The 21,644-nt window shown below is 69.8% G+C and carries 18 protein-coding genes and 1 pseudogene; 3 read left to right on the top strand and 16 right to left on the bottom strand.

Annotation, left to right across the window (positions count from 1 at the left end; genetic code table 11):
- Positions 1 to 27: 27 nt before the first annotated feature.
- The 3 genes from QEZ54_RS13110 to QEZ54_RS13100 all read left to right on the top strand — a co-directional run bounded on the left by QEZ54_RS13110 (position 28) and on the right by QEZ54_RS13100 (position 3,897).
- Positions 28 to 402: a phage holin family protein gene (locus QEZ54_RS13110; protein ID WP_281304825.1), complete on the top strand. Its 375-nt coding sequence runs from the start codon at positions 28 to 30 to the stop codon at positions 400 to 402.
- A 150-nt stretch (positions 403 to 552) separates the two neighbouring features.
- Positions 553 to 1,485 (top strand): EamA family transporter RarD, encoded by a 933-nt coding sequence (gene rarD / locus QEZ54_RS13105; protein ID WP_281304824.1) that lies wholly within the window; start codon positions 553 to 555, stop codon positions 1,483 to 1,485.
- Positions 1,486 to 1,746: 261 nt separating this feature from the next.
- Positions 1,747 to 3,897 (top strand): PhoX family phosphatase, encoded by a 2,151-nt coding sequence (locus QEZ54_RS13100; protein ID WP_281304823.1) that lies wholly within the window; start codon positions 1,747 to 1,749, stop codon positions 3,895 to 3,897.
- An 80-nt stretch (positions 3,898 to 3,977) separates the two neighbouring features.
- On the opposite strand, the gene QEZ54_RS13095 is transcribed toward QEZ54_RS13100, so the two are convergent.
- From QEZ54_RS13095 to QEZ54_RS13020, 16 genes and pseudogenes are all read right to left on the bottom strand, one after another.
- The gene (locus QEZ54_RS13095; protein ID WP_281304822.1) at positions 3,978 to 4,772 is read right to left on the bottom strand and encodes a helix-turn-helix domain-containing protein; all 795 of its coding nucleotides are present in this window, start codon (positions 4,770 to 4,772) and stop codon (positions 3,978 to 3,980) included.
- 102 nt (positions 4,773 to 4,874) lie between these two features.
- On the bottom strand, positions 4,875 to 5,915 hold the full coding sequence (locus tag QEZ54_RS13090) for a polyprenyl synthetase family protein (protein ID WP_281304821.1): 1,041 nt from the start codon (positions 5,913 to 5,915) through the stop codon (positions 4,875 to 4,877).
- Between the two features lie 88 nt (positions 5,916 to 6,003).
- A complete protein-coding gene (gene nuoN / locus QEZ54_RS13085; protein WP_281304820.1) occupies positions 6,004 to 7,554 on the bottom strand; it encodes an NADH-quinone oxidoreductase subunit NuoN in 1,551 nt (516 codons plus the stop codon).
- 2 nt (positions 7,555 to 7,556) lie between these two features.
- Entirely contained in the window at positions 7,557 to 9,101 is a 1,545-nt protein-coding gene (locus QEZ54_RS13080; RefSeq protein WP_281304819.1) for an NADH-quinone oxidoreductase subunit M, read from the bottom strand.
- Between the two features lie 2 nt (positions 9,102 to 9,103).
- Positions 9,104 to 11,059 carry an NADH-quinone oxidoreductase subunit L gene (nuoL, locus tag QEZ54_RS13075; RefSeq protein ID WP_281304818.1) on the bottom strand — a complete coding sequence of 652 codons (1,956 nt, stop codon included), beginning with the start codon at positions 11,057 to 11,059 and terminating at the stop codon, positions 9,104 to 9,106.
- A gap of 7 nt (positions 11,060 to 11,066) precedes the next feature.
- Entirely contained in the window at positions 11,067 to 11,366 is a 300-nt protein-coding gene (gene nuoK, locus QEZ54_RS13070; protein ID WP_212834180.1) for an NADH-quinone oxidoreductase subunit NuoK, read from the bottom strand.
- A 4-nt stretch (positions 11,367 to 11,370) separates the two neighbouring features.
- The gene (locus QEZ54_RS13065) at positions 11,371 to 12,147 is read right to left on the bottom strand and encodes an NADH-quinone oxidoreductase subunit J (RefSeq protein ID WP_281304817.1); all 777 of its coding nucleotides are present in this window, start codon (positions 12,145 to 12,147) and stop codon (positions 11,371 to 11,373) included.
- Entirely contained in the window at positions 12,144 to 12,680 is a 537-nt protein-coding gene (nuoI, locus tag QEZ54_RS13060; RefSeq protein ID WP_348650538.1) for an NADH-quinone oxidoreductase subunit NuoI, read from the bottom strand. The genes QEZ54_RS13065 and nuoI overlap by 4 nt, the downstream gene beginning before the upstream one ends.
- A 1-nt stretch (position 12,681) precedes the next feature.
- Complete coding sequence (gene nuoH, locus QEZ54_RS13055) at positions 12,682 to 14,052, bottom strand: NADH-quinone oxidoreductase subunit NuoH (protein WP_281304816.1); 1,371 nt, start codon at positions 14,050 to 14,052, stop codon at positions 12,682 to 12,684.
- Positions 14,049 to 16,523 (bottom strand): NADH-quinone oxidoreductase subunit G, encoded by a 2,475-nt coding sequence (locus QEZ54_RS13050; RefSeq protein ID WP_281304815.1) that lies wholly within the window; start codon positions 16,521 to 16,523, stop codon positions 14,049 to 14,051. The genes nuoH and QEZ54_RS13050 overlap by 4 nt, the downstream gene beginning before the upstream one ends.
- On the bottom strand, positions 16,523 to 17,839 hold the full coding sequence (gene nuoF, locus QEZ54_RS13045; protein WP_281304814.1) for an NADH-quinone oxidoreductase subunit NuoF: 1,317 nt from the start codon (positions 17,837 to 17,839) through the stop codon (positions 16,523 to 16,525). Before nuoF ends, QEZ54_RS13050 begins: the two co-directional genes overlap by 1 nt.
- Before the next feature lie 26 nt (positions 17,840 to 17,865).
- Positions 17,866 to 18,552 (bottom strand): annotated as a pseudogene (nuoE, locus tag QEZ54_RS13040) (NADH-quinone oxidoreductase subunit NuoE); the annotation flags it as partial.
- Positions 18,549 to 19,874: an NADH-quinone oxidoreductase subunit D gene (locus QEZ54_RS13035; protein WP_281304813.1), complete on the bottom strand. Its 1,326-nt coding sequence runs from the start codon at positions 19,872 to 19,874 to the stop codon at positions 18,549 to 18,551. The pseudogene nuoE and the gene QEZ54_RS13035, both read right to left, overlap by 4 nt.
- Positions 19,875 to 19,929: 55 nt before the next feature.
- Positions 19,930 to 20,565, bottom strand: a complete 636-nt coding sequence (locus QEZ54_RS13030; RefSeq protein ID WP_281304812.1) for an NADH-quinone oxidoreductase subunit C — start codon at positions 20,563 to 20,565, stop codon at positions 19,930 to 19,932.
- Entirely contained in the window at positions 20,562 to 21,212 is a 651-nt protein-coding gene (locus QEZ54_RS13025) for an NADH-quinone oxidoreductase subunit B (protein WP_281304811.1), read from the bottom strand. Before QEZ54_RS13025 ends, QEZ54_RS13030 begins: the two co-directional genes overlap by 4 nt.
- A gap of 1 nt (position 21,213) precedes the next feature.
- Entirely contained in the window at positions 21,214 to 21,579 is a 366-nt protein-coding gene (locus QEZ54_RS13020; RefSeq protein ID WP_217397102.1) for an NADH-quinone oxidoreductase subunit A, read from the bottom strand.
- Positions 21,580 to 21,644: the final 65 nt, after the last annotated feature.

The following is a 21,644-nucleotide window of genomic DNA, read 5'->3' as shown; positions in this document are numbered from 1 at the left end:
CGGCGATACGTGGCACGATGCCGCACCATGGGCATCCTCCTCCGATTGGCCGCCAGCGCGGCCGCCGTCTGGGTGGCGACGCTGCTGATCGACGGCATCACGGTGAACGCCGAGACCACCCTCGGGAAGATCGGTACGTTCGTCGCCATCGCCGTGATCTTCGGCGTGTGCAACGCGCTGCTGCGCCCGGTCATCAAGACGGTCGGCTGCGCGTTCTACGTGTTCACCCTCGGCCTGATCGCGCTGGTCGTGAACGGCCTGCTGTTCTGGCTGACCAGCGTCATCGCCGGGGCGCTGGACGTCCCGTTCCACGTCGACGGCTTCCTGTCCGCGCTGCTCGGCGCGCTGGTCGTCGGCCTGGTCAGCTGGGCCCTCAACCTGCTCATCCCCGACAAGGACTGACCTCCGCCGCACCGTCGGCGCTGTCCGGCGCCAGGCCATGATCGCCGTTTGCGGTCGGAATCCGGGTGGTAACCCCGGGTTCCGACCTCAGGCAGCGATCGCCATCACATTGTCAGTAGCACTCGCCGACCCACCCCTTACGATTCGAGGGTGAGTCAGCTTCGCCTCGGCTACCTGTACGGGCTCGGCGCGTACGTCATGTGGGGCTTCTTCCCCGCGTACTTCAAGGTCCTGCGACCGACCGGTCCGTTCGAGGTGCTCGCGCACCGCGTCGTCTGGTCCGTGCTGTTCATGGTCCTGCTGCTCACCGCCGTACGCGGCTGGCGCCGCATCGCGCAGCTGCGCCACCGCCCGGCCACCCTCGCCGGGATCGCCCTGGCCGGGGTGCTCATCGGCGTCAACTGGGCCACCTACATCTGGGCCGTCAACATCGACCGCGTCGTCGAGACCTCTCTCGGGTACTTCATCAACCCGCTGGTGGTCATCGTGGCCGGCGTGGTGATCCTGCACGAGCGCCTGCGCGCCGCCCAGTGGGCCGCCGTCGGCATCGGCACCGTGGCGGTGCTGGTGCTCACCGTCGACTACGGGCACCCGCCGTGGGTGGCGCTGATCCTGGCGTTCAGCTTCGCCATGTACGGCCTGGTCAAGAAGCGCCTGGGCCTGCCCGCCACCGACGGCCTGTTCGTCGAGTCGGCCGTGCTCAGCCTGCCCGCCCTCGCCCTGCTCATCTGGTACGCCCGCCACGACCAGCTCACCTTCGGCCACCTCAGCACCGGCCACTCCGTGCTGCTGGCCGCCGCGGGCGTGCTCACCGCGGTGCCGCTGCTGATGTTCGCCGGCGCCGCCAACCGCCTCCCCCTGGTCAGCCTCGGCATGCTCCAGTACGTCGCCCCCACCCTCCAGCTGGCCCTGGGCGTCTTCCTCTTCCACGAGCCCATGCCCCCGGTACGCCTGTTCGGCTTCGGCCTGGTCTGGCTGGCCCTGGCCGTCTTCACCTGGGACGGGCTGCGCACCGCCCGCGCCACCCGCCTGACCGCGGCCGCCACCCCGACCCCCACCGCCACCCCCGCCCGCGCCGCGTAGCGCGGCGAGGCGCGGCGCGGCGGAAGCCTGCAGTTTCGGGGAAAGTGCACGAATCACCGCCAAGATTCCAGCACTTTCCCCGAAAGTGTCGCGATCTTGCGGCCCGGCGGGGCGCGGCGCGGACGCGCGCGGCGCGGCGGGAGCGGGGTGGTGGAGACGTTCACCCCGCGTTCATCGCGGGTCAGGGGTGGGATCATCCGGCGTCCCTACCGTGCGTGACGAAAGGCTCGTGCCGATCCTCACGCCTGGAGGCAATCCCTCATGAACGAATCCCGCCGCCGGCTCCCCCTGCTCGGCGGGGACGGCCACAGCGGAGGCAGCCGCTCCTCGATGACCTGCCTGTACCGCTGCGCCAACGCCTGCGACCACCCCGCCCCCAACACCTCCGCCAACGAGTACTTCGGCGACCAGGTCGAGGCCGAGGTGACCCGCCGTGGCGTGCTCAAGGCCGGTTCGGCCGGTGCGATCGCGCTCGGCTTCGCCGGTGCGACGGCCGGTGTGGCCGCCGGTGCCGCGGCCGGTGCCGCCCCCGCGTTCGCCGGTCCGGCCGAGTCCGCCGCGGCCGAGGGCTTCTCGGCCGCTTCGCTGCACGCGTCGGGCGGCCCGGCCGCGCTGACGTTCGCGCCGATCCCCCCGAACACGCTGGACAACCTGGTGGTCCCGAACGGGTACGACCACAACGTGATCATCCGCTGGGGCGACGAGGTCGTGCCCGGCGCGCCGGACTTCGACCCGGCCGCCCAGACCGGCGCGAGCCAGTCGAAGCAGTTCGGCTACAACAACGACTTCGTGGCGGTGCTGCCGCTGGGCCGTGGCCACGACCGGGCGCTGCTGGTCTGCAACCACGAGTACACCAACGAGAACCTGATGTTCCCGGGGTTCACCACGCTGGACGCGCTGAGCGACGAGCAGGTCAGGGCCGCGATCGCGGCGCACGGCCTGTCCGTGGTCGAGCTGGAGCGCGTCGGGCATACGGGTCAGTGGCAGGTCGTCACCCGCGGCCGCCGCCCGTACAACCGCCGCATCACCGCCCTGGAGACGGTGTTCGCGGTGACCGGTCCGGCCGCCGGTTCCGCCCTGCTGAAGACCGCCGCCGACCCGACCGGCAAGCGGGTCGTCGGCACGCTCAACAACTGCGCCGGCGGGGTGACCCCGTGGGGCACGATCCTGTCCGGCGAGGAGAACTGGAACCAGTACTTCGTCGGCGGCGACGGCGTGCCGGAGGAGGCCAAGCCGGCGCTGAACCGCTACGGCGTGTCGACGACCGCCCGCTACCCCGCCGACTCGCGCAGGTGGGACCGGGTCGACGCCCGGTTCGACCTGACCGCGAATCCGACCGAGGTCAACCGCTTCGGCTGGATCGTGGAGATCGACCCGTTCGACCCGGGCTCGACCCCGCGCAAGCACACCGCCATGGGCCGGTTCAAGCACGAGGGCGCCAACGTCATCGTGGCCGACAGCGGGCACGTGGTGGCGTACATGGGCGACGACGAGCGCTTCGACTACATGTACAAGTTCGTCTCGACCCGGAAGATCGCGCACGGCGACTCGTACTGGGCCCGCAAGCAGAACCTGACCCTGCTGGAGTCCGGCGACCTGTACGTGGCCAAGCTCGACTTCACCAGCGCGGCCGAGATCGACGGCACCGGCAAGCTGCCCACCGACGGCGCCTTCAACGGCACCGGCACCTGGCTGCCGCTGGTCAAGGACGGCCGGTCGATGGTGACGGGCTGGACCGTGGAGCAGGTCCTGGTCTTCACCCGGCAGGCCGCCGACGCGGTCGGCGCGACGAAGATGGACCGGCCCGAGGACGTCGAGCCGAACCCGGTCAACCGCAAGATCTACGCCGCGCTCACGAACAACACCGCCCGGGGCACCACCACCGGCCGGGGCGCCCTGGCCGACGAGGCCAACCCGCGCAACGCCAACAAGCACGGCCACATCCTCGAGCTGACCGAGGACGGCGGCGACCACACCGGCACCACGTTCAGCTGGGCGATCCCGATCGTCTGCGGCGACCCGGCCGACCCGTCGACCTACTTCATGGGGTACGACAAGACCAAGGTCTCGCCGATCTCCTGCCCGGACAACGTCGCCTTCGACAGCAAGGGCAACCTGTGGATCTCCACTGACGGCAACGGGCTGCTCAGCAACGACGGCCTGTTCGCCACCGCCCTCTCCGGTCCGGAGGCGGGCCACCTCAAGCAGTTCCTGACCGTGCCGCGCGGCGCCGAGACCTGCGGCCCGTTCATCGCCACGGACAACAAGACGGTCTTCGCCGCGGTGCAGCACCCCGGCGAGCTCACCGGTGCGTCGTTCGACAAGCCGGCCAGCACCTGGCCCGACGGCGACTACAGCAAGCCCGGCATCGTCGGCGTATGGCGCCTCGACGGCAAGCCCGTCGGCTCCTGACCGCACTGCCGGTAAGAGGGGTCCCTTCTACATCGCAAAGCGATAAGAAGGGGCCCTTCCTTGCGTCAGTTGCGCCAAAGTCAGGCGGCGGCGGAGAGGGGCGGGTTGAGGGCGGCGGAGAGGGCCCTGGCGGTGCTGTAGAGCCGCTCGCGGATCACGGGCGCCTGTGCCACCAGGTCGACGGCCGGCAGCGCGCAGGCGACGACGTAGCGCTGCGAGAGGTCGCCCGCGGTCTGCACGGCCACCGAGGCGCAGGCGACGCCGGAGCGGAACTGGCCGATCTCCACCTGCATGCCGCGCCGCATGCCCGCGGCGATGTCGGCGTCCAGCGCCGACGAGGAGCGGATGGTCGCCTGGGTGAAGGCGCGCATCCCGTTCTCCTTGAGGTAGCGCTCCCGGGCGGCCGGTTCGAGCGTGGCGAGCAGGCTCTTGCCCAGGGCCGTGGCGTGCGCCCCGTCGTCGAAGCCGGGCACCAGGTCTTCCACGTGCGGGGAGCGGATGCCCTCGGCGATGGCGGTGATGGCGACCCGGCCGTCGACGAAGCTGCCCAGGTAGTGGCTGTACCCGATGTCGGCCGACGCCCGGCGCAGCACGGTGCCGACCTCGGCGGGCCCGCGCATGGCGACCACGAGCTCCCGGAACCGGTCGGCCACGGCCAGGCCCAGCGTGTAGCCGCCGTCGCCGCGCCGCATCACGTAGCCCTGATGGGCCAGGGTCCGCAGCATCCGATAGGCGGCGGCGGGGGTGATGTCGCAGCGGCGGGCGATCTGTTTCGGTGACAATCCGGCTGGCGTCTCGCCCACCACTTCGAGCACCCGCAGCGCTCGGGCGACGCTGCTGACCATGTCCGATGGCGGGACTGTGGAATCTCGCATCGTCAGCACCTCCAGGCAGCCGCACCTACGATATGCAAATGCAGGGCTCAGGTGAAGGGCCGAAAGGTAGCGACTTAGGTCGATCCACTCACGACACGGACGTCAACTGATCCTGTCCGCCACGACGTCGCAGAGCGCCTCCAGCGCCGCCTTGGCGGCGTTGTCCGGCAGCCCCGAGAGTTCGGCCCGGGCCCGCTCGGCGTAGCCGCGCACGGTCTGCCGGGCCTGGCGCATCGCCTCGCTCTCGCGCAGCAGCTCCAGCGCCTCGGCGTGCCTGTCGTCGTCGGTCACCGGGCCGTCGGCCAGGATCTGCCGCAGCCGCACCGCGGCCGGGTCGGTGTCCTGGCTGGCCAGGGCGTACAGCACCGGCAGCGTGGGCACGCCCTCGCGCAGGTCGGTGCCCGGGGTCTTGCCCGAGTCCGAGCTGTCGCTGGCGATGTCGAGCAGGTCGTCGGAGAGCTGGAACGCCAGCCCGAGCGTCTCCGCGTACGCGGTGAGGCGGGCGGTGACGGCCGGGGCGGCGCCGGAGAACATGCCGCCGAAGGTGGCGCAGGTGGCCATGAGCGAGCCGGTCTTGCCCGCCAGCACGTACAGGTGGTGCTCGACCGGGTCGGCGTCGCGGGGGCCGACGGTCTCGGCGATCTGGCCGTGGACCAGGGCGGCGAAGGTCTGCGCCTGGATCTTCACGGCCTCGGGGCCGAGCCCGGCCGCGAGCTCGGCGGCGCGCGAGAACAGGAAGTCGCCGACCAGGATGGCCAGCGAGTTGCCCCAGCGCGCGTTGGCGCTCGGGGTGCCCCGGCGGACCAGGGCCTCGTCCATCACGTCGTCGTGGTAGAGCGTCGCGACGTGGGTCAGCTCCAGCACCGCCGCGGCGTCGATCAGCTCGGGGGCCTCCGGGTCGCCGAAGTGTGCGCAGACCGACACCAGCATCGGGCGGAACCGCTTGCCGCCCGCGTCCAGCAGGTGCCGGGCAGCCTCGGTCACGAAGGGGTCGGCGGACTCGACGGACTCCCGCAGGCGTGCCTCCACCTGCGCCAGCGTCCGGGTTACCGTCGCCTCCAGGACTGGGTCGTCGAAACTGACGCCGGCTCCCCGCGCAGTACGACCGTTAACACTGCTCACCACGCCCCCACGATGCCACATGACTCACACATGATCGAAGCTCCCCCCATGCCTTCGACAGACCGTGGGGGGAGCTTCGGACTTACCGTTTCTTACTGGTCGAAACCGATCAGCGGACGAACGACGCGGCGTTGTTCGCCAGGTCCAGCAGCGAGCTGGGCGCGACGCCGAGCAGCAGCGTCACCAGCACGCCGACCATCAGCGCGGCCGAGGTCAGCGCGCCCGGGATGGACACGCTGGGCGTGGTGTCGCCCGGCTCGGACAGCCACATCATCACGATCACCCGCAGGTACGGGAAGGCCAGGATGATGCTGCTGAGCACACCGAACAGCACCAGCCAGGTCTGCCCGCCGCCGATGGCCGCCCCGAACACCGCGAACTTCGCGGTGAAACCGCTGGTCAGCGGCAGACCGGCGAAGGCCAGCAGCAGGAAGGTGAAGACGCTGGCGAAGAACGGCGACCGCCGCCCCAGGCCCGCCCAGCGGGACAGGTGGGTGGCCTCGCCGTCGGCGTCGCGCACCAGGGTCAGCAGCGCGAACGCGGCGATGATGGCGAAGCCGTACGCGACGAGGTAGAACAGCATGCTGCTCAGGCCCGCCGCACCGCCGCCCAGCACCCCGACCAGCAGGTAACCGGCGTTGGCCACCGAGGAGTAGGCCAGCAGCCGCTTGAGGTCGGTCTGGGTGACCGCCAGCACCGCGCCGACGAGCATCGTCAGCACCGCGATGACGCCCAGCACCGGGGTGAAGTTCCAGTTGCTGCGGTCGAAGCCGACGTACAGCACGCGGGCCAGGCCGCCGAAGGCCGCCGCCTTGGTGCAGGCCGCCATGAACGCGGTGACCGGGGTCGGCGCGCCCTGGTAGACGTCGGGCGTCCACACGTGGAACGGCACCGCGGCCACCTTGAACAGCAGGCCGATCGCCAGCATCGCCAGGCCGATCAGCAGCAGCGCGAACGGCTTGTCCGAGGTGCTGATGTTGGCGTGGATGGAGTTGAAGTCGACCGCGTTGGCGAAGCCGTAGACCATGGCCACGCCGAACAGGAAGAACGCCGAGGCGAACGCGCCGAGCAGGAAGTACTTCACCGCGGCCTCCTGCGACAGCAGCCGCTTGCGGCGGGCCAGTGCGCAGAGCAGGTACAGCGGCAGCGAGAAGACCTCCAGCGCCACGAACATGACCAGCAGGTCGTTCGCGGTCACGAACAGCAGCATGCCGGCCAGCGCGAACAGCGCCAGCGGGTACACCTCGGTCGCGCCGGACTCCCGGGCGGCCTGGCGGCGGTCGGCCTCGGAGCCGACGGTGATCGCAGCCTGCGCCACGAACGGGCCGCCGGTCTCCAGCGTCCGCTCACCGATCAGCAGCAGCGAGACGATGCCGAGCACCAGCAGCGCGCCCTGCAGGAACAGGCCCGCCTTGTCGATCGAGATCGCGTCGGAGGCGGTGTGGGCGTTGGCGGCGGTCACGCCGGCCGCGGCCCGCTTGATCACCATGACCAGCGCGGCACCCATCGCCAGCAGGCTGAGCACCAGCTGTACGGTGTTGCGCCACGCCTTCGGCACGAACGCCTCGACGAGCACCCCGACGCACGCCGCGCCGAAGAGGATCAGCATCGGCCACAGTGCGGCGTAGTCCAGATGCGGGAACGAGATGGTGTCGCCCATGGTCACTTTCCTGCTTCCACAGTGGTGGCGGGCGCCGGGTCAGACCGCTCCGGGCTGACCACGCCGTTCAGGGTGGCCTGCACCGCCGGGTTGATCACGTCGAGGACCGGCTTCGGGTAGAAGCCGAGCACCAGCAGCAGCGCGATCAGCGGCGCCACGACGACGCCCTCACGCAGCGACAGGTCCTTCTTCATCGGCTCGATGTCCCGGAGCTTGTCGTTGAGCGTGCCCTGGGTGGTGCGCTGCACCATCCACAGCACGTACGCCGCGGCCAGGATGATGCCGACCGTCGCGATCACCGCCACCGTCTTGTTGACGGTGAACGTGCCGATCAGCACCAGGAACTCGCTGACGAACGGGGCCAGGCCCGGCAGGGCCAGCGAGGCCATGCCGGCGATGAAGAAGACGCCCGCCAGGACCGGCACCAGCTTGCCCGCGCCGCCGAAGTCGCCGATCATCGTGCTGCCGCGCCGGGCCACGAACATGCCCACGACCAGGAACAGCAGGCCGGTGGCCAGACCGTGGTTCAGCATGTACAGCACCGAGCCGCTGCCCGCCTGGATGGTGAAGGCGAAGATGCCGATGCCGATGAAGCCGAAGTGCGCGATCGAGGTGTAGCTGACCAGGCGCTTGAGGTCGTTCTGGCCGACCGCGAGCAGCGCCGCGTAGATGATGCCGACCAGCGACAGCGCGATCGCCCACGGCGCGAACCAGCGCGACGCCTCCGGGAACAGCGGCAGGCAGTAGCGCAGGATGCCGAAGGTGCCGACCTTGTCCATCACGCCGACCAGCAGCGCCGCGGCACCGGCCGGAGCCGCGCCGCCCGCGTCGGGCAGCCAGGTGTGGAACGGGAAGAACGGCGCCTTGATGGCGAACGCCAGGAAGAACCCGAGGAACAGCCACCGCTGCGCGTTGGTGGCGAACTCCGCGTCGGTCAGCGTCTGCCAGTCGAAGGTGTGTCCGCCCAGCACCCACAGGCCGATGACGGCGGCCAGCATGAACAGGCCGCCGACCAGCGAGTACAGGAAGAACTTCACCGCGGCGTACTGGCGCTGCTTGGGCTGCACGTCGGAGCCGAAGGAGCCGATGAGGAAGTACATCGGGACCAGCATCAGCTCGAAGAACAGGTAGAACATCAGCACGTCGGTCGCGACGAAGTTGCCGATCATCATGCCTTCGAGCGCCAGCAGCAGCGCGAAGTACGCCGGGACGCTGCGCTGGCTGCGCTCGGCGTCGTGCCAGCCGGACAGGATCACCAGCGGCACCAGCAGCGCGATCAGAGCGATCATCACCAGGGCGATGCCGTCCACGCCGAACGCGAACTTGGCACCCCAGGCGGGGATCCAGTTGTAGGACTCCTGCAGCTGCAGGCGCGGGGCGCCCGCACCGGTCTTGAAGGCCAGCCAGGTGGCGACCGCCACGCCGAGCACCACCAGCGAGACCAGCATCGCCAACTGCTTGGCCAGCTGCGGCCTGCTGCGCGGCACGAACGCCACCGCCAGCGCACCGACCAGCGGTACGAGCGTCAGGATTGACAGGTATTTCATCGTTATCCCATCCAGCCGAGCTGCACCGCGAGGAAGGCGCCGAGCACCAGCACCCCGCCGACCAGCATTGAGAGCGCGTAGGACCGGACGAACCCGGTCTGCAGCCGCCGCAGCCGGCCCGAACCGCCGCCGACCGCCGCCGCGAGCCCGTTGACCAGACCGTCGACACCCTTGTTGTCGACGAAGACCAGCAGTCGGGTCAGCCAGTTGCCGGGCTTCTCGAACACGGCCTCGTTGAAGGCGTCGGTGTAGAGGTTGTTGCGGGCCGCGGTGACCAGCACGCCCGCGGGCTGCGGGGTGAGCGCGGTGCCCTTGCGGAACAGCGCGTACGCCAGACCGGCGCCCGCGACCGTCAGCACCAGGCTCAGCGCCGTGAGGGCACCGTGCGCGATCTTCGGGTGCTCGGCCGTCTCCGGGCCGAGGACCGGCTCCAGCCACTGCGGCACCGAGGTGACCATCAGGCCGCCGGCGACGATCGAGCCGAGCGCCAGCAGGATCAGCGGGATCGTCATGACCGCGGGCGACTCGTGCGGGTGCTGATCGACCAGACCCTCCTTGGCGGTGGTCCACCGCTTCGGACCGTGGAAGGTCAGGATGAACAGGCGGGTCATGTAGAAGGCGGTCAGACCGGCGCCGAGCAGGGCGGCCAGGCCGAACAGCCAGCCGGTCCAGCCGGGCCGCGAGAACGCGGCCACGATGATCGGCTCCTTGGTGAAGAAGCCACTCAGCGGCGGGATGCCGATGATCGCCAGCCAGCCCATCATGAAGGTGAGCCAGGTGATCCGCATGTACTTGTACAGCCCGCCGAAGCGGCGGATGTCCACCTGGTCGTTCATGCCGTGCATGACCGAACCGGCGCCGAGGAACATGTTGGCCTTGAAGAAGCCGTGCGCCAGCAGGTGGATGATGGCCAGCGCGTACGCGCCGCCGCCCAGCCCGACGCCCAGGAACATGTAGCCGATCTGCGAGACCGTCGACCAGGCGAGGACCCGCTTGATGTCGTCCTTGGCCGTGCCGATGATGCAGCCGAGCAGCAGCGTGATCGCGCCGACGCTGACGACGACCGTCTGCAGCGTCGTGTTCTCCGAGAAGATCGGGTTGGAGCGCGCGATCAGGTACACACCGGCGGTCACCATCGTCGCGGCGTGGATCAGGGCCGAGACCGGGGTCGGGCCCTCCATCGCGTCGGGCAGCCACGCCTGCAGCGGGAACTGGCCCGACTTGCCGCAGGCGCCGGCGAGCAGCGCCAGGCCGATCAGCAGCACCGTGGTGCTGCCCAGCGTCCCGATGTTGTTGAAGACGACCTCGTAGTTCGTCGAGCCGAGCCAGGCGAACATCAGGAAGATGCCCAGGACCAGGCCCGCGTCGCCGACGCGGTTCATCAGGAACGCCTTCTTGCCCGCGGTCGCGGCGGCCGGGCGGCCGTACCAGAAGGAGATCAGCAGGTACGACGCCAGACCGACGCCCTCCCAGCCGAAGTACAGCATCACGTAGTTGTTGCCCAGCACCAGCAGCAGCATCGCCGCGATGAAGAGGTTGAAGTAGCCGAAGAAGCGGCGACGTCCCTCGTCGTGGGCCATGTAGCCGGTGGCGTACAGGTGGATCAGGAAGCCGACGCCCGTGATCAGCAGCACGAAGCACGCCGCCAGCGGGTCGAACAGCAGCCCGAAGTCCACCCGCAGGTTGCCCACCGGGATGAAGCTGTAGAGGTTCTCGACGACCGACCGGTTCTCCAGGTTGCGCAGCTGGAAGAAGAGGGTCAGGCCGAGCACGAAGGAGGCGAGGACCGAGGCGACGCCGAGCCAGTGGCCCCAGCGGTTCGCGGCCTTGCCCGCCAGCAGCAGGATCAGCGCGCTGACCGCCGGGATGGCGATGAGCAGCCACATGTACGACAGCAGGCCGGTGGCGGGCGCGTACACGACCGCCTCCGCCTGCTCGTTGATCAGAGTTGCAACCATGTCCGCCTCAGTACTTCAGCAGGTTGGCGTCGTCGACGCTCGCCGAGCGCCGCGTGCGGAAGATGGACATGATGATGGCCAGACCGACCACGACCTCGGCCGCGGCGACCACCATCGAGAAGAACGCCATGACCTGGCCGTCCAGCGTCCCGTTCATCCGGGCGAAGGTGACCAGGGCCAGGTTCGCCGCGTTGAGCATGAGCTCGATGCACATGAACAGCACGATGGCGTTGCGGCGGATCAGCACGCCGGTCGCGCCGATGCTGAACAGCACGGCGGCCAGCACGATGTAGTACATGGGGGTCATGGGTTCACTTCCCCTCGGTGGGCTTGTTCGCGATCTCCGCCGCGGTCAGCTCACGGGTGGGCAGGATCGGCGAGATGCTGCGCTCGGCCGGGGTGCCGTCGGGCAGCTTGGCCGGGGTCGCCACCGACGTCGAGTTCGCGAAGACACCCGGGCCCGGCTTCGGACCGGGGTAGTTGCCCGGCCGGAAGCGGTCCTTCATCATCGCGACCTGGCCGACGCGCTCGCCAGCGGCCCGCTCCCGGTGCGCCAGCAGCATCGCGCCGACGGCGGCCGTGATCAGCAGGGCGCTGGTAACCTCGAAGACCCAGACGTACTTGGTGAACAGCAGCTTGGCGATGCCCTGGACGTTGCCCGCGGCGTTCGCGCCCTCCAGGCCGACCGGGACGATGCCCCGGGTGGCCTCGTAGACGCCGAAGCCGAGCAGGCCGGCCAGGCCCACGCCCAGGATGATCGCGGCGACCTTCTGGCCGCGCAGCGTCTCGATCACCGAGTCGCTGGCGTCGCGGCCGACCAGCATCAGCACGAACAGGAACAGCATCATGATGGCGCCGGTGTAGACGATGATCTGCACCATGCCGATGAACGGCCCGGTCTGCACGATGTAGAACACGCCCAGGCTGAGCATGGTGAGCACCAGCCAGAGCGCGGAGTGCACCGCGTTGCGGGCGATGACCATGCCCAGCGCGCCGACCACGGCCAGCGGGGCGAGGATGAAGAAGACGACCTTCTCCCCGGTCCCGACCTGGCCCGCGGCGGCGAGCACCTCAGTAGCGAGAGTCATCGCGTCTCAGCCCCTGCCGACGTGCCCGGGTTGCTCATCGCACCCAGGTAGTAGTCCTTCTCCGTCGCGCCCAGCCGCATCGCGTGCGGCGGCTGCTCCATGCCGGGCAGCAGCGGCGCGAGCAGCTGCTCCTTCGTGAAGATCAGGTCCTGGCGGCTGTCGCGGGCCAGCTCGTACTCGTTGCTCATGGTGAGCGAGCGGGTCGGGCAGGCCTCGATGCACAGGCCGCAGAAGATGCAGCGCGCGTAGTTGATCTGGTAGTTCGACGCGTACCGCTCGCCGGGCGAGAAGCGCTGGTCGTCGGTGTTGTCGCCACCCTCGACGAAGATGGCGTCCGCCGGGCAGGCCCACGCGCACAGCTCGCAGCCGATGCACTTCTCCAGGCCGTCCGGCCACCGGTTGAGGATGTGCCGGCCGTGGTAGCGCGGCGCCGTGGCGTCCGGCTTCTCCGGGTACTCGGTGGTGACGGTCTTCTTGAACATGTGCGAGAAGGTCACGCCGAAGCTCTTCACGCCGCCCATGAACGTACCCATGTCACACCTCCTTCTCGGTCGAGGCCGGTACGGTCTCGCGCTCGGCCGTCAGGCGCTTGGCCCGGGGGCTGACCGGCACCTGCAGGTCCATCGGCGGGAGCGGGAAGCTGCCCTCGGGGCGCTCCGCCACCTGCTCCTGAACCGTCTTCGGCTCCTCCTCGGCCTTGGCGGGCCAGAAGAGCGCGAGCAGGATGATCACCGCGAGCGGGACGCCGACGAACATCAGCTTGTCGGTGGTGCTGTAGCTCGACTTCTGCGCCACCTTCAGGCCGGCCAGGGCCAGGATCCACACCAGGTTGACCGGGATGAGGACCTTCCAGCCGAACCGCATGAACTGGTCGTAGCGCAGGCGGGGCAGCGTGCCGCGCAGCCACACGAAGACGAACAGCAGCAGCAGCACCTTGATGGTGAACCACAGCAGCGGCCACCAGCCGGAGTTGGCGCCCGCCCAGACCGTGGTGATCGGCGCGGGTGCGCGCCAGCCGCCCAGGAAGAGCGTGGTGCACAGCGCCGAGACGGTCACCATGTTGATGTACTCGGCCAGGAAGAACAGCGCGAACTTCAGCGACGAGTACTCGGTGTGGAAGCCGCCGACCAGCTCCGACTCGGCCTCGGGGAGGTCGAACGGGGCGCGGTTGGTCTCACCGACGGCCGAGATCGAGTAGATGACGAAGCTCGGCAGCAGCAGCAGCGCGAACCAGCCCGGGGTGGGCAGCCAGCCGAACGCCTCGCCGCCGTGCGCCTGCGCGGCCACGATCCCGGAGGTGCTCATGGTGCCCGCGGTCATGAAGACGGCCACGAAGGACAGACCCATGGCGACCTCGTACGAGATCAGCTGCGCGCTCGACCGCAGACCGCCCAGCAGCGGGTACGTCGAGCCCGACGCCCAGCCGCCCAGCACGATGCCGTAGATGCCCATGCCCGAGCAGGCCAGCACCAGCAGCACCGCCACCGGGATGTCGGTGAGCTGCATCGGCGTCTTCACGCCGAACATCGACACCATCGGCCCGAACGGGATGATCGCGAACGCGGTGAACGCGCAGACCGTCGAGATGACCGGCGCGATGAAGAAGACGATCTTGTCCGCCTTGAGCGGCATGATGTCTTCCTTGAACGCCAGCTTCAGGCCGTCGGCCAGCGACTGCAGCAGACCGAAGGGCCCGTGCCGGTTGGGGCCGGGACGCACCTGCATCCGGGCCACCACGCGGCGCTCGTACCAGATGGTGAACAGCGTCATCACGACGAGGAAGACGAAGACCGCCAGGACCTTGATGAGGACGATCCACCAGGGGTCCTTGCCGAAGTCCTCCAGCGTCGGGTCGCCACCGAGCGGAGTCAGCGGCGGCACGTCGGACAAAAGGGAGAGGATCATTTCTTGGTTCCTCCGGTGACGGTGACCACCGCGCCGGCGGACACGCCCAGCGTGCGCCGCAGGGTGGAGCCCGGCGAATTGGTCGGCAGCCAGACGACGTCGTCGGAGAGCTCGGTGAGCGCGGCCGGCAGGGTGATCGCACCCCGCGCGGTCCCGACCGTCACCGGGTCGCCGTCGGCGACGCCCAGCGCGGCGGCGCGGGCCTTGGACAGGCGCACCACCGGCGGGCGGGCGGTGCCGGCCAGCACCTCGTCGCCGTCGGTCATGCTGCCCAGGTCGATCAGCTGGGCCCAGGTCGCCAGGATGGCCTCGCCGTCCTTGAGCGACGGAGCCGCGGCACCCACCTCGGCCGGAGCCGACGGGCGCGGCGCCGCGGTCGCGGGCAGGCTGCCCAGCTCGCGGCGTACGGCCAGGACGTCGGCGACGCCCAGGACCACGCCGAGCTGGGACGCCAGCGCGTCCAGCACCCGGCCGTCGGTCAGCTTGGCGCCGGTGTTCGGGGTCTCCAGCGCCTGCTCGAACGTGCGCAGGCGGCCCTCCCAGTTGACGTACGAGCCGGACTTCTCCGCGTCGACGGCGACCGGGAAGACCACGTCGGCCCTGCGGGCGACGCCGCTCATCCGCTGCTCCAGCGAGACCAGGAAGCCGACCTTGTCCAGCGCCTCGTCGGCGGCCTTCGGGTCGGCCAGGTCGGACGGGTCCACGCCCGCCACGACCAGCGCGCCCAGCTTGCCCGCCGCGGCGGCGGCCAGGATCGCGTCGGTGTCGCGGCCCGGCTTGCTGGAGATGACTCCCGCGGCCACGCCCCAGGCACCGGCCAGTTCGGCCCGCGCGGCGGCGTCGCCGACCGGGCGGCCGCCCGGCAGCAGGTTGGGCAGGCAGCCCGCGTCCACGGCACCCCGGTCACCGGCGCGGCGCGGCACCCAGGCCAGCTTCGCGCCGGTCCGCGCGGCCAGCGCCGCCGCGGCCGAGAAGCCGCCGCGTACGGTGGCCAGCCGCTCGCCGACCAGGATCACGGTGCCCGGGTCGACGCCCTCCAGGTTGCCCAGGACGGCCGCTTCGCCACCGGGGACGCACTCGGCCAGCGAGGCGCCGGCCTTCTCCGCGCCCCGGGTGAGGAACGGCGCCACCGAGGTGACCTTGAGCTTCCGCTTGGCCGCCGTCTTGCGCAGGCGCAGCAGGACGATCGGGCTCTCCTCCTCCGGCTCGAAGCCGACCAGCACCACGTGCTTGGCCTGCTCCAGGTCGGTGTAGGTCACGCCCGTCTCGCCGACCACCGACGAGGCCAGGAAGTCGGCCTCCTCGGCGCTCAGCGGGCGCGCCCGGAAGTCGATGTCGTTGCTGCCCAGCACCACGCGGGTGAACTTGGCGTACGCGTAGGCGTCCTCGACGGTCAGGCGGCCGCCGGTCAGCACGCCGACGCCGTACGCGCCGTCGCGCGCCGCGCGCAGGCCTTCGGCCGCGACGCGCAGCGCCTCGGTCCAGGACGCCTCGCGCAGCTCACCGGTCTCGGTGTCGCGCACCAGCGGGGTGGTGAGCCGGTCGAAGGCCGTGGCGTAGCGGAAGCCCCACCGGCCCTTGTCGCAGTTCCACTCCTCGTTGACCTGCGGGTCGTTGCCGGCCAGGCGGCGCAGCACCTTGCCGCGGCGGTGGTCGGTGCGCTGGTCGCAGCCCGAGGAGCAGTGCTCGCACACGCTCGGGCTCGACACCAGGTCGAACGGCCGGGCGCGGAAGCGGTACTGCTCGCTGGTGAGCGCGCCGACCGGGCAGATCTGGATGGTGTTGCCGGAGAAGTAGGAGTTGAAGGGCACGTCGCCCGACTCCGGCTCCTCCTGGTCGTACGCCAGCTCGTCGATCGTGCCGTGGGCGTGCGGGTGGCCGAAGGCCGCGTCCCGGTAGATGCCGATCTGCTCGGCCGAGGACCGGTCCATCAGGTCGATGAACTTGTCGCCCGCGATCTCCTCGGAGAACCGGGTGCAGCGCTGGCAGAGCACGCAGCGCTCGCGGTCCAGCAGCACCTGCGACGAGATGTTGATCGGCTTCTCGTACTCGCGCTTGTGCTCGTGGAAGCGCGACTCCGGGCGGCCGACCTGCATCGCCTGGTTCTGCAGCGGGCACTCGCCGCCCTTGTCGCACATCGGGCAGTCGAGCGGGTGGTTGATGAGCAGCAGCTCCATCACACCCTCCTGCGCCTTGCGGGCGACCTCGGAGGTGAGCTGCGTCTTCACCACCATGCCGTCGGCGACGGTCTGGGTGCAGGAGGCGACCGGCTTGCGCTGGCCCTCGACGTCCACCAGGCACTGCCGGCAGGCGCCGGCCGGGGCCAGCAGCGGGTGGTCGCAGAACCGCGGGATGTCGATGCCGAGCCGCTCGGCGGTCCGGATGACCAGCTCGCCCTTGGGCGCGACCACCTCGATCCCGTCGATGGTCAGCTTGACGGTGTCGGTGTGCTTCTGTACTTCCTGGCTCATCAGTGTGCTCCCGCCAGGGCGGCGGCGCTGAGCTTCGGCGCCGTACGGCCTTCGATGTAGTCGAGGTAGTCCTGCTTGAAGTACTGCAGCGACGAGGTCACCGAGCTGGTGGCGCCGTCACCGAGACCGCAGAACGAACGGCCCAGGATGTTGCCGGCGGTGTCCAGCAGCGTGTCCAGGTCCTCCAGGGTCCCCTCGCCGGACAGGATCCGCCGGTAGACCCGGACCATCCAGTAGTTGCCCTCGCGGCACGGGGTGCACTTGCCGCACGACTCGTGGTGGTAGAACTCCAGCCACCGGTAGGTCGCGTAGACCGGGCAGTCCTGGTCGCTGAAGATCTGCGTCGCCGTGGTGCCGAGGATGGAGCCGGCCGCCGCGACGGACTCGAAGTCCATCGCGGTGTCGATGTGCTCGGCGGCCAGCAGCGGCGTCGAGGACCCGCCCGGGGTCCAGAACCGCAGCTGGTGGCCGTCCTGCATGCCGCCGGCGAGCTCGATCAGCTCGCGCAGGGTGATGCCCATCGAGCACTCGTACTGGCCCGGGTTCTTGATCCGGCCGGACAGCGAGTAGATCATCGGACCGGACGACTTCTCCGTGCCCATCGTCTTCCACCACGCCGCGCCGCCGAGCACGATGTACGGCACGCTGGCGATGGTGCCGACGTTGTTCACCACGGTCGGGCTGGCGTAGAGGCCGTGCGTCGCCGGGAACGGCGGGCGCAGCCGGGGCTGGCCGCGGAAGCCCTCCAGCGAGTCCAGCAGCGCCGTCTCCTCGCCGCAGATGTAGGCGCCCGCGCCGGAGTGGACGACCAGGTCCAGGTCGTACCCCGTACCCAGGATGTTCTTGCCGAGGTAGCCGGCCTTGTACGCCTCCTGCACCGCGTGGCGCAGCCGCCGCGCGGCGTGCACCGCCTCACCGCGGATGTAGATGTAGGCGCGGTTGGCGCGGATCGCGTACGACGCGATGATGACGCCCTCGACCAGCGAGTGCGGGTCGTGCGTCATCAGCGGCAGGTCCTTGCAGGTGCCCGGCTCGCCCTCGTCGGCGTTGACGACCAGGTAGTGCGGCTTGCCGTCGTTCTGCGGGATGAAGCCCCACTTGAGCCCGGTGGGGAAGCCCGCGCCGCCGCGGCCGCGCAGGCCGGAGTCCTTGATCAGGGCGATCAGGTCGTCCGGGTGCACGGCCAGGGCCTTGCGCAGGGCCGCGTAGCCGTCGAGGCGCTCGTAGACGTCCAGCCGCCACGCGTCCGGCGACAGCCAGCGCTTGGTCAGGACGGGCGTGAGCTTCTCCAGTACGGCCTTGCTGGGCGTGGTCACTTCGCCGCCTCCTTCGAGGGAGTCGGGATGGGCGTGTTGATGTCGAAACCGGCCGGGCTGATCCCGTGCTCCTGCGCCAGGCGCAGGCCGCGCAGGGTGGCGTCGCCCGCCGGGCCGTCGGCGACCGCGCCTTCGCGCTCGTCGGCGAAGCCCGCCAGCTGCAGCGACATCTCCTTGAGGGTGCACAGGCGGGCGCCGCGCGTCGGCATCGGCCGCTTGCCCGACTTGAGGTCGGCGGCGAGCTGCAGCGCGCCCTCCGGGGTCACCCCGTCGAAGAAGTCGTAGTTGACGGTGAGCACCGGGCCGTAGTCGCACGCGGCGAGGCACTCGGCGTGCTCCAGCGTGATCTTGCCGTCCTCGGTGGTCTCGTCGTGGCCGACGCCCAGTGCCTGCGACAGCTCGTCGTAGACGGCCTGGCCGCCGAGCACGTTGCACATGGTGTTGGTGCAGACGCTGACCAGGTAGTCACCGGTGGGGCGGCGCTTGTACATGGTGTAGAACGTCGCCACCGCACCGACCTGGGCCTTGGTCAGGCCCAGCTGCTCGGCGCAGAACGCCACGCCGTTCGGCGACACGTAGCCCTCGACCGACTGCACCAGGTGCAGCATCGGCAGCAGCGCCGAACGCTGCTTGCCCTCGGGGTAGCGCGCGATGATCTCGCGGGCCCGCTCCCGGGTCTCGTCGGTGAAGACGTCCGTCTTCGGCGCTGTCATCGGTCACACCCACCCATCACCGGGTCGAGGCTGGCCCCGCCCGCGATCACATCGGCCAGCAGGCCACCCTCGGCCATCGCGGGGATGGCCTGGAGGTTGACGAAGCTCGGCTCGCGGAAGTGCACCCGGAAGGGCCGGGTGCCGCCGTCGGAGACCACGTGCGCGCCCAGTTCGCCGCGCGGCGCCTCGATCGGCACGTACACCTGGCCAGGCGGGACCCGGAAGCCCTCGGTGACCAGCTTGAAGTGGTGGATCAGCGACTCCATCGACTGACCCATGATGTGCGCGACGTGCTCGAGCGAGTTGCCCAGGCCGTCGCCGCCCACGGCCAGCTGCGCCGGCCACGCGATCTTGCGGTCCTCGACCATGACCGGGCCGGGCTTGAGCCGGTCCAGCGCCTGCTCGACGAGCTTCAGCGACTCGCGCATCTCGGCCAGGCGGACCAGGTAGCGGGCCCACACGTCGCCGTCGGGCTGCGTCGGGACGTCGAACTCGTACGTCTCGTAACCGCAGTAAGGCATCGTCTTGCGCAGGTCCCAGGCCAGGCCGGAGCTGCGGAGCACCGGGCCGGTGATGCCGAGCGCCACGCAGCCGGTGACGTCGAGCACGGCCACGCCCTTGGTACGGGCGGTCCAGATCGGCTGGCCGGAGAGCAGGTCCTCGTACTCCTTGATCCGCTTGGGCATGAAGCCCAGGAACTCGCGGATCTTCTTGACCGCCTCCGGGGGCACGTCCTGCGACACGCCGCCGGGCCGGACGTACGCCATGTTCATGCGCAGACCGGTGATCATCTCGAAGATGTCGAGGATGAATTCGCGCTCGCGGAAGCCGTAGATCATCATCGACAGCGCGCCGAGCTCCATGCCGGTCGTCGCCAGCCACACCAGGTGGGAGGAGATCCGGTTGAGCTCCATCATGAGCACGCGGATGGTGGTGGCCCGCTCGGTGATCTGGTCCTCGATGCCCAGCAGCTTCTCCACCGCGAGGCAGTACGCCGTCTCGTTGAAGATCGGGGCGAGGTAGTCCATCCGGGTCACGAACGTGGGACCCTGCGACCAGGTGCGGTACTCGATGTTCTTCTCGATGCCGGTGTGGAGGTAGCCGATGACGGTCCGGGCCTCGGTGACCGTCTCGCCCTCCATCTCCAGCACCAGGCGCAGCACGCCGTGCGTGGACGGGTGCTGCGGACCCATGTTGACGACGATGCGCTCGTCGTGCAGCGGGTCGTGGCCGGAGACGATGCTGTCCCAGTCGCCACCGGTGACGGTGAAGACCTTGCCCTCGGTCGTCTCGCGCTCCTGCGCGTAACCTGCGTTGCTCATCGGTGCTCCCCAAGGATGGCGCTTGCGGGACTCCGCTGCGCTACGTTCCTCGCGCTCATCGGTAGGACCTCCGCGCGTCGGGCGGCGGGATCTCGGCGCCCTTGTACTCGATCGGGACCCCGCCCAGCGGGTAGTCCTTGCGCTGCGGGTGGCCGTCCCAGTCGTCCGGCATCAGGATCCGGGTCAGGTTGGGGTGGCCGTCGAAGATGACGCCGAACATGTCGTACGCCTCGCGCTCCTGCCAGTCAGCGGTCGGGTAGATCTCCGTGACGCTGGGCAGGTGCGGGTCGGCGACGGTGACCGCGCACTCCAGGCGCAGCCGGCGGCGGTACGTCATCGAGGTCAGCTGGTACACGACGTGCAGCCGGCGCTCCTCGTTGAGGTAGTCGACGCCCGACACCGAGTTGCACAGCTCGAAGCGCAGCGACGCGTCGTCGCGCAGCGACCGGCACACCTCGGCGATCTTCGCCGGGACGATGTGCAGGGTCAGCTCGCCCCGGTCGATCACGATCCGCTCGATGGCGTCGGCGAACCCGGGGTACGCCTCCTCCAGCGCGTCGACGATCTCGTCGAAGTCGCCGCCCAGCGGGCGCTGCGCCTCCAGCACCACGGCCCGCTTGCGGACCAGGCCGCCGAAGCCGGACGTGTCACCGGAGCCGCTGACCCCGAACAGGCCTTCAGGTTGGGTCATCGCTTGCGCTCCATCCACTTCTCGATGCGCAGCTGCTCCTCGCGGCCCTCGGCGGCAGCCTGCTCCCACTCCTGGCGCAACTGCTTGTTGTACCGGTAGCTGGACGGCATGGCACCCGGCGCGACGACCGGCTTGCCCTCGCGGGCCTCCTTGGCGGCCAGCATCTTGCGCCCACCGGCGCCGAGCGGCTCGGCCAGGATCTTGTCGTGCAGCTTGAGGATCGCGTCGAGCAGCATCTCCGGCCGCGGCGGGCAGCCGGGCAGGTACATGTCGACGGGCACGACGTGGTCGACGCCCTGCACGATCGCGTAGTTGTTGAACATGCCGCCCGACGACGCGCAGACACCCATCGAGAGCACCCAGCGGGGCTCGGGCATCTGGTCGTAGATCTGGCGCAGCACCGGGGCCATCTTCTGGCTGACCCGGCCGGCCACGATCATCAGGTCGGCCTGGCGGGGCGACGCCCGGAAGACCTCCATGCCGAAGCGGCCCGAGTCGAACCGGGCCGCACCGGTGGCCATCATCTCGATCGCGCAGCAGGCCAGGCCGAAGGTGGCGGGCCAGAAGCTGGCTTTACGAGTCCAGTTGACGAGCCCCTGGACGGTGGTGAGCAGCACCCCGCTCGGGAGCTTCTCTTCGAGTCCCATGTCAGTCCCAATCCAGGCCGCCGCGACGCCATACATAGGCGTACGCGACGAACACCGTGCCGATGAACAGGAGCATCTCCACGAAGCCGAAGACGCCCAGCATGTTGAAGCTGACCGCCCACGGGTAAAGGAAGATGATCTCGATGTCGAAGACGATGAAGAGCATCGCGGTCAGGTAGAACTTGACCGGGAAACGACCGCCGCCGACCGGCTGAGGGGTCGGCTCGATGCCGCATTCGTAGGCGTCCAGCTTCGCCTTGTTGAAGCGACGGGGTCCGATGAATGGTGCTGCCGCCACCGAGAAGAGCCCGAAGGCACCGGCGAGCGCGAAGAGCCCCACAATCGGCACGTACGCGGAGAGCGACACTTGCCTGCGTCCCTTCCTGTGGTTTAAGCCGGCCTGTTTCGCCTGCTTGCGGTACTCGTAAGATC

The sequence above is a fragment of the Catellatospora sp. KI3 genome (assembly GCF_029948125.1).
GTDB lineage: Bacteria > Actinomycetota > Actinomycetes > Mycobacteriales > Micromonosporaceae > Catellatospora.
Note: the sequence above shows the minus strand (reverse complement) of the source record. Positions and strands in the feature narration are given on the sequence as shown.

Coding starts and splice junctions, on each gene's coding strand:
- QEZ54_RS13110 (WP_281304825.1), top strand. CDS start 28: ATGGGCATCCTCCTCCGATTGGCCGCCAGCGCGGCCGCCGTCTGGGTG.
- QEZ54_RS13100 (WP_281304823.1), top strand. CDS start 1,747: ATGAACGAATCCCGCCGCCGGCTCCCCCTGCTCGGCGGGGACGGCCAC.
- QEZ54_RS13095 (WP_281304822.1), bottom strand. CDS start 4,772: ATGCGAGATTCCACAGTCCCGCCATCGGACATGGTCAGCAGCGTCGCC.
- QEZ54_RS13090 (WP_281304821.1), bottom strand. CDS start 5,915: ATGTGGCATCGTGGGGGCGTGGTGAGCAGTGTTAACGGTCGTACTGCG.
- nuoN (WP_281304820.1), bottom strand. CDS start 7,554: ATGGGCGACACCATCTCGTTCCCGCATCTGGACTACGCCGCACTGTGG.
- QEZ54_RS13080 (WP_281304819.1), bottom strand. CDS start 9,101: ATGAAATACCTGTCAATCCTGACGCTCGTACCGCTGGTCGGTGCGCTG.
- nuoL (WP_281304818.1), bottom strand. CDS start 11,059: ATGGTTGCAACTCTGATCAACGAGCAGGCGGAGGCGGTCGTGTACGCG.
- nuoK (WP_212834180.1), bottom strand. CDS start 11,366: ATGACCCCCATGTACTACATCGTGCTGGCCGCCGTGCTGTTCAGCATC.
- QEZ54_RS13065 (WP_281304817.1), bottom strand. CDS start 12,147: ATGACTCTCGCTACTGAGGTGCTCGCCGCCGCGGGCCAGGTCGGGACC.
- nuoI (WP_348650538.1), bottom strand. CDS start 12,680: ATGGGTACGTTCATGGGCGGCGTGAAGAGCTTCGGCGTGACCTTCTCG.
- nuoH (WP_281304816.1), bottom strand. CDS start 14,052: ATGATCCTCTCCCTTTTGTCCGACGTGCCGCCGCTGACTCCGCTCGGT.
- QEZ54_RS13050 (WP_281304815.1), bottom strand. CDS start 16,523: ATGAGCCAGGAAGTACAGAAGCACACCGACACCGTCAAGCTGACCATC.
- QEZ54_RS13035 (WP_281304813.1), bottom strand. CDS start 19,874: ATGAGCAACGCAGGTTACGCGCAGGAGCGCGAGACGACCGAGGGCAAG.
- QEZ54_RS13030 (WP_281304812.1), bottom strand. CDS start 20,565: ATGACCCAACCTGAAGGCCTGTTCGGGGTCAGCGGCTCCGGTGACACG.
- QEZ54_RS13025 (WP_281304811.1), bottom strand. CDS start 21,212: ATGGGACTCGAAGAGAAGCTCCCGAGCGGGGTGCTGCTCACCACCGTC.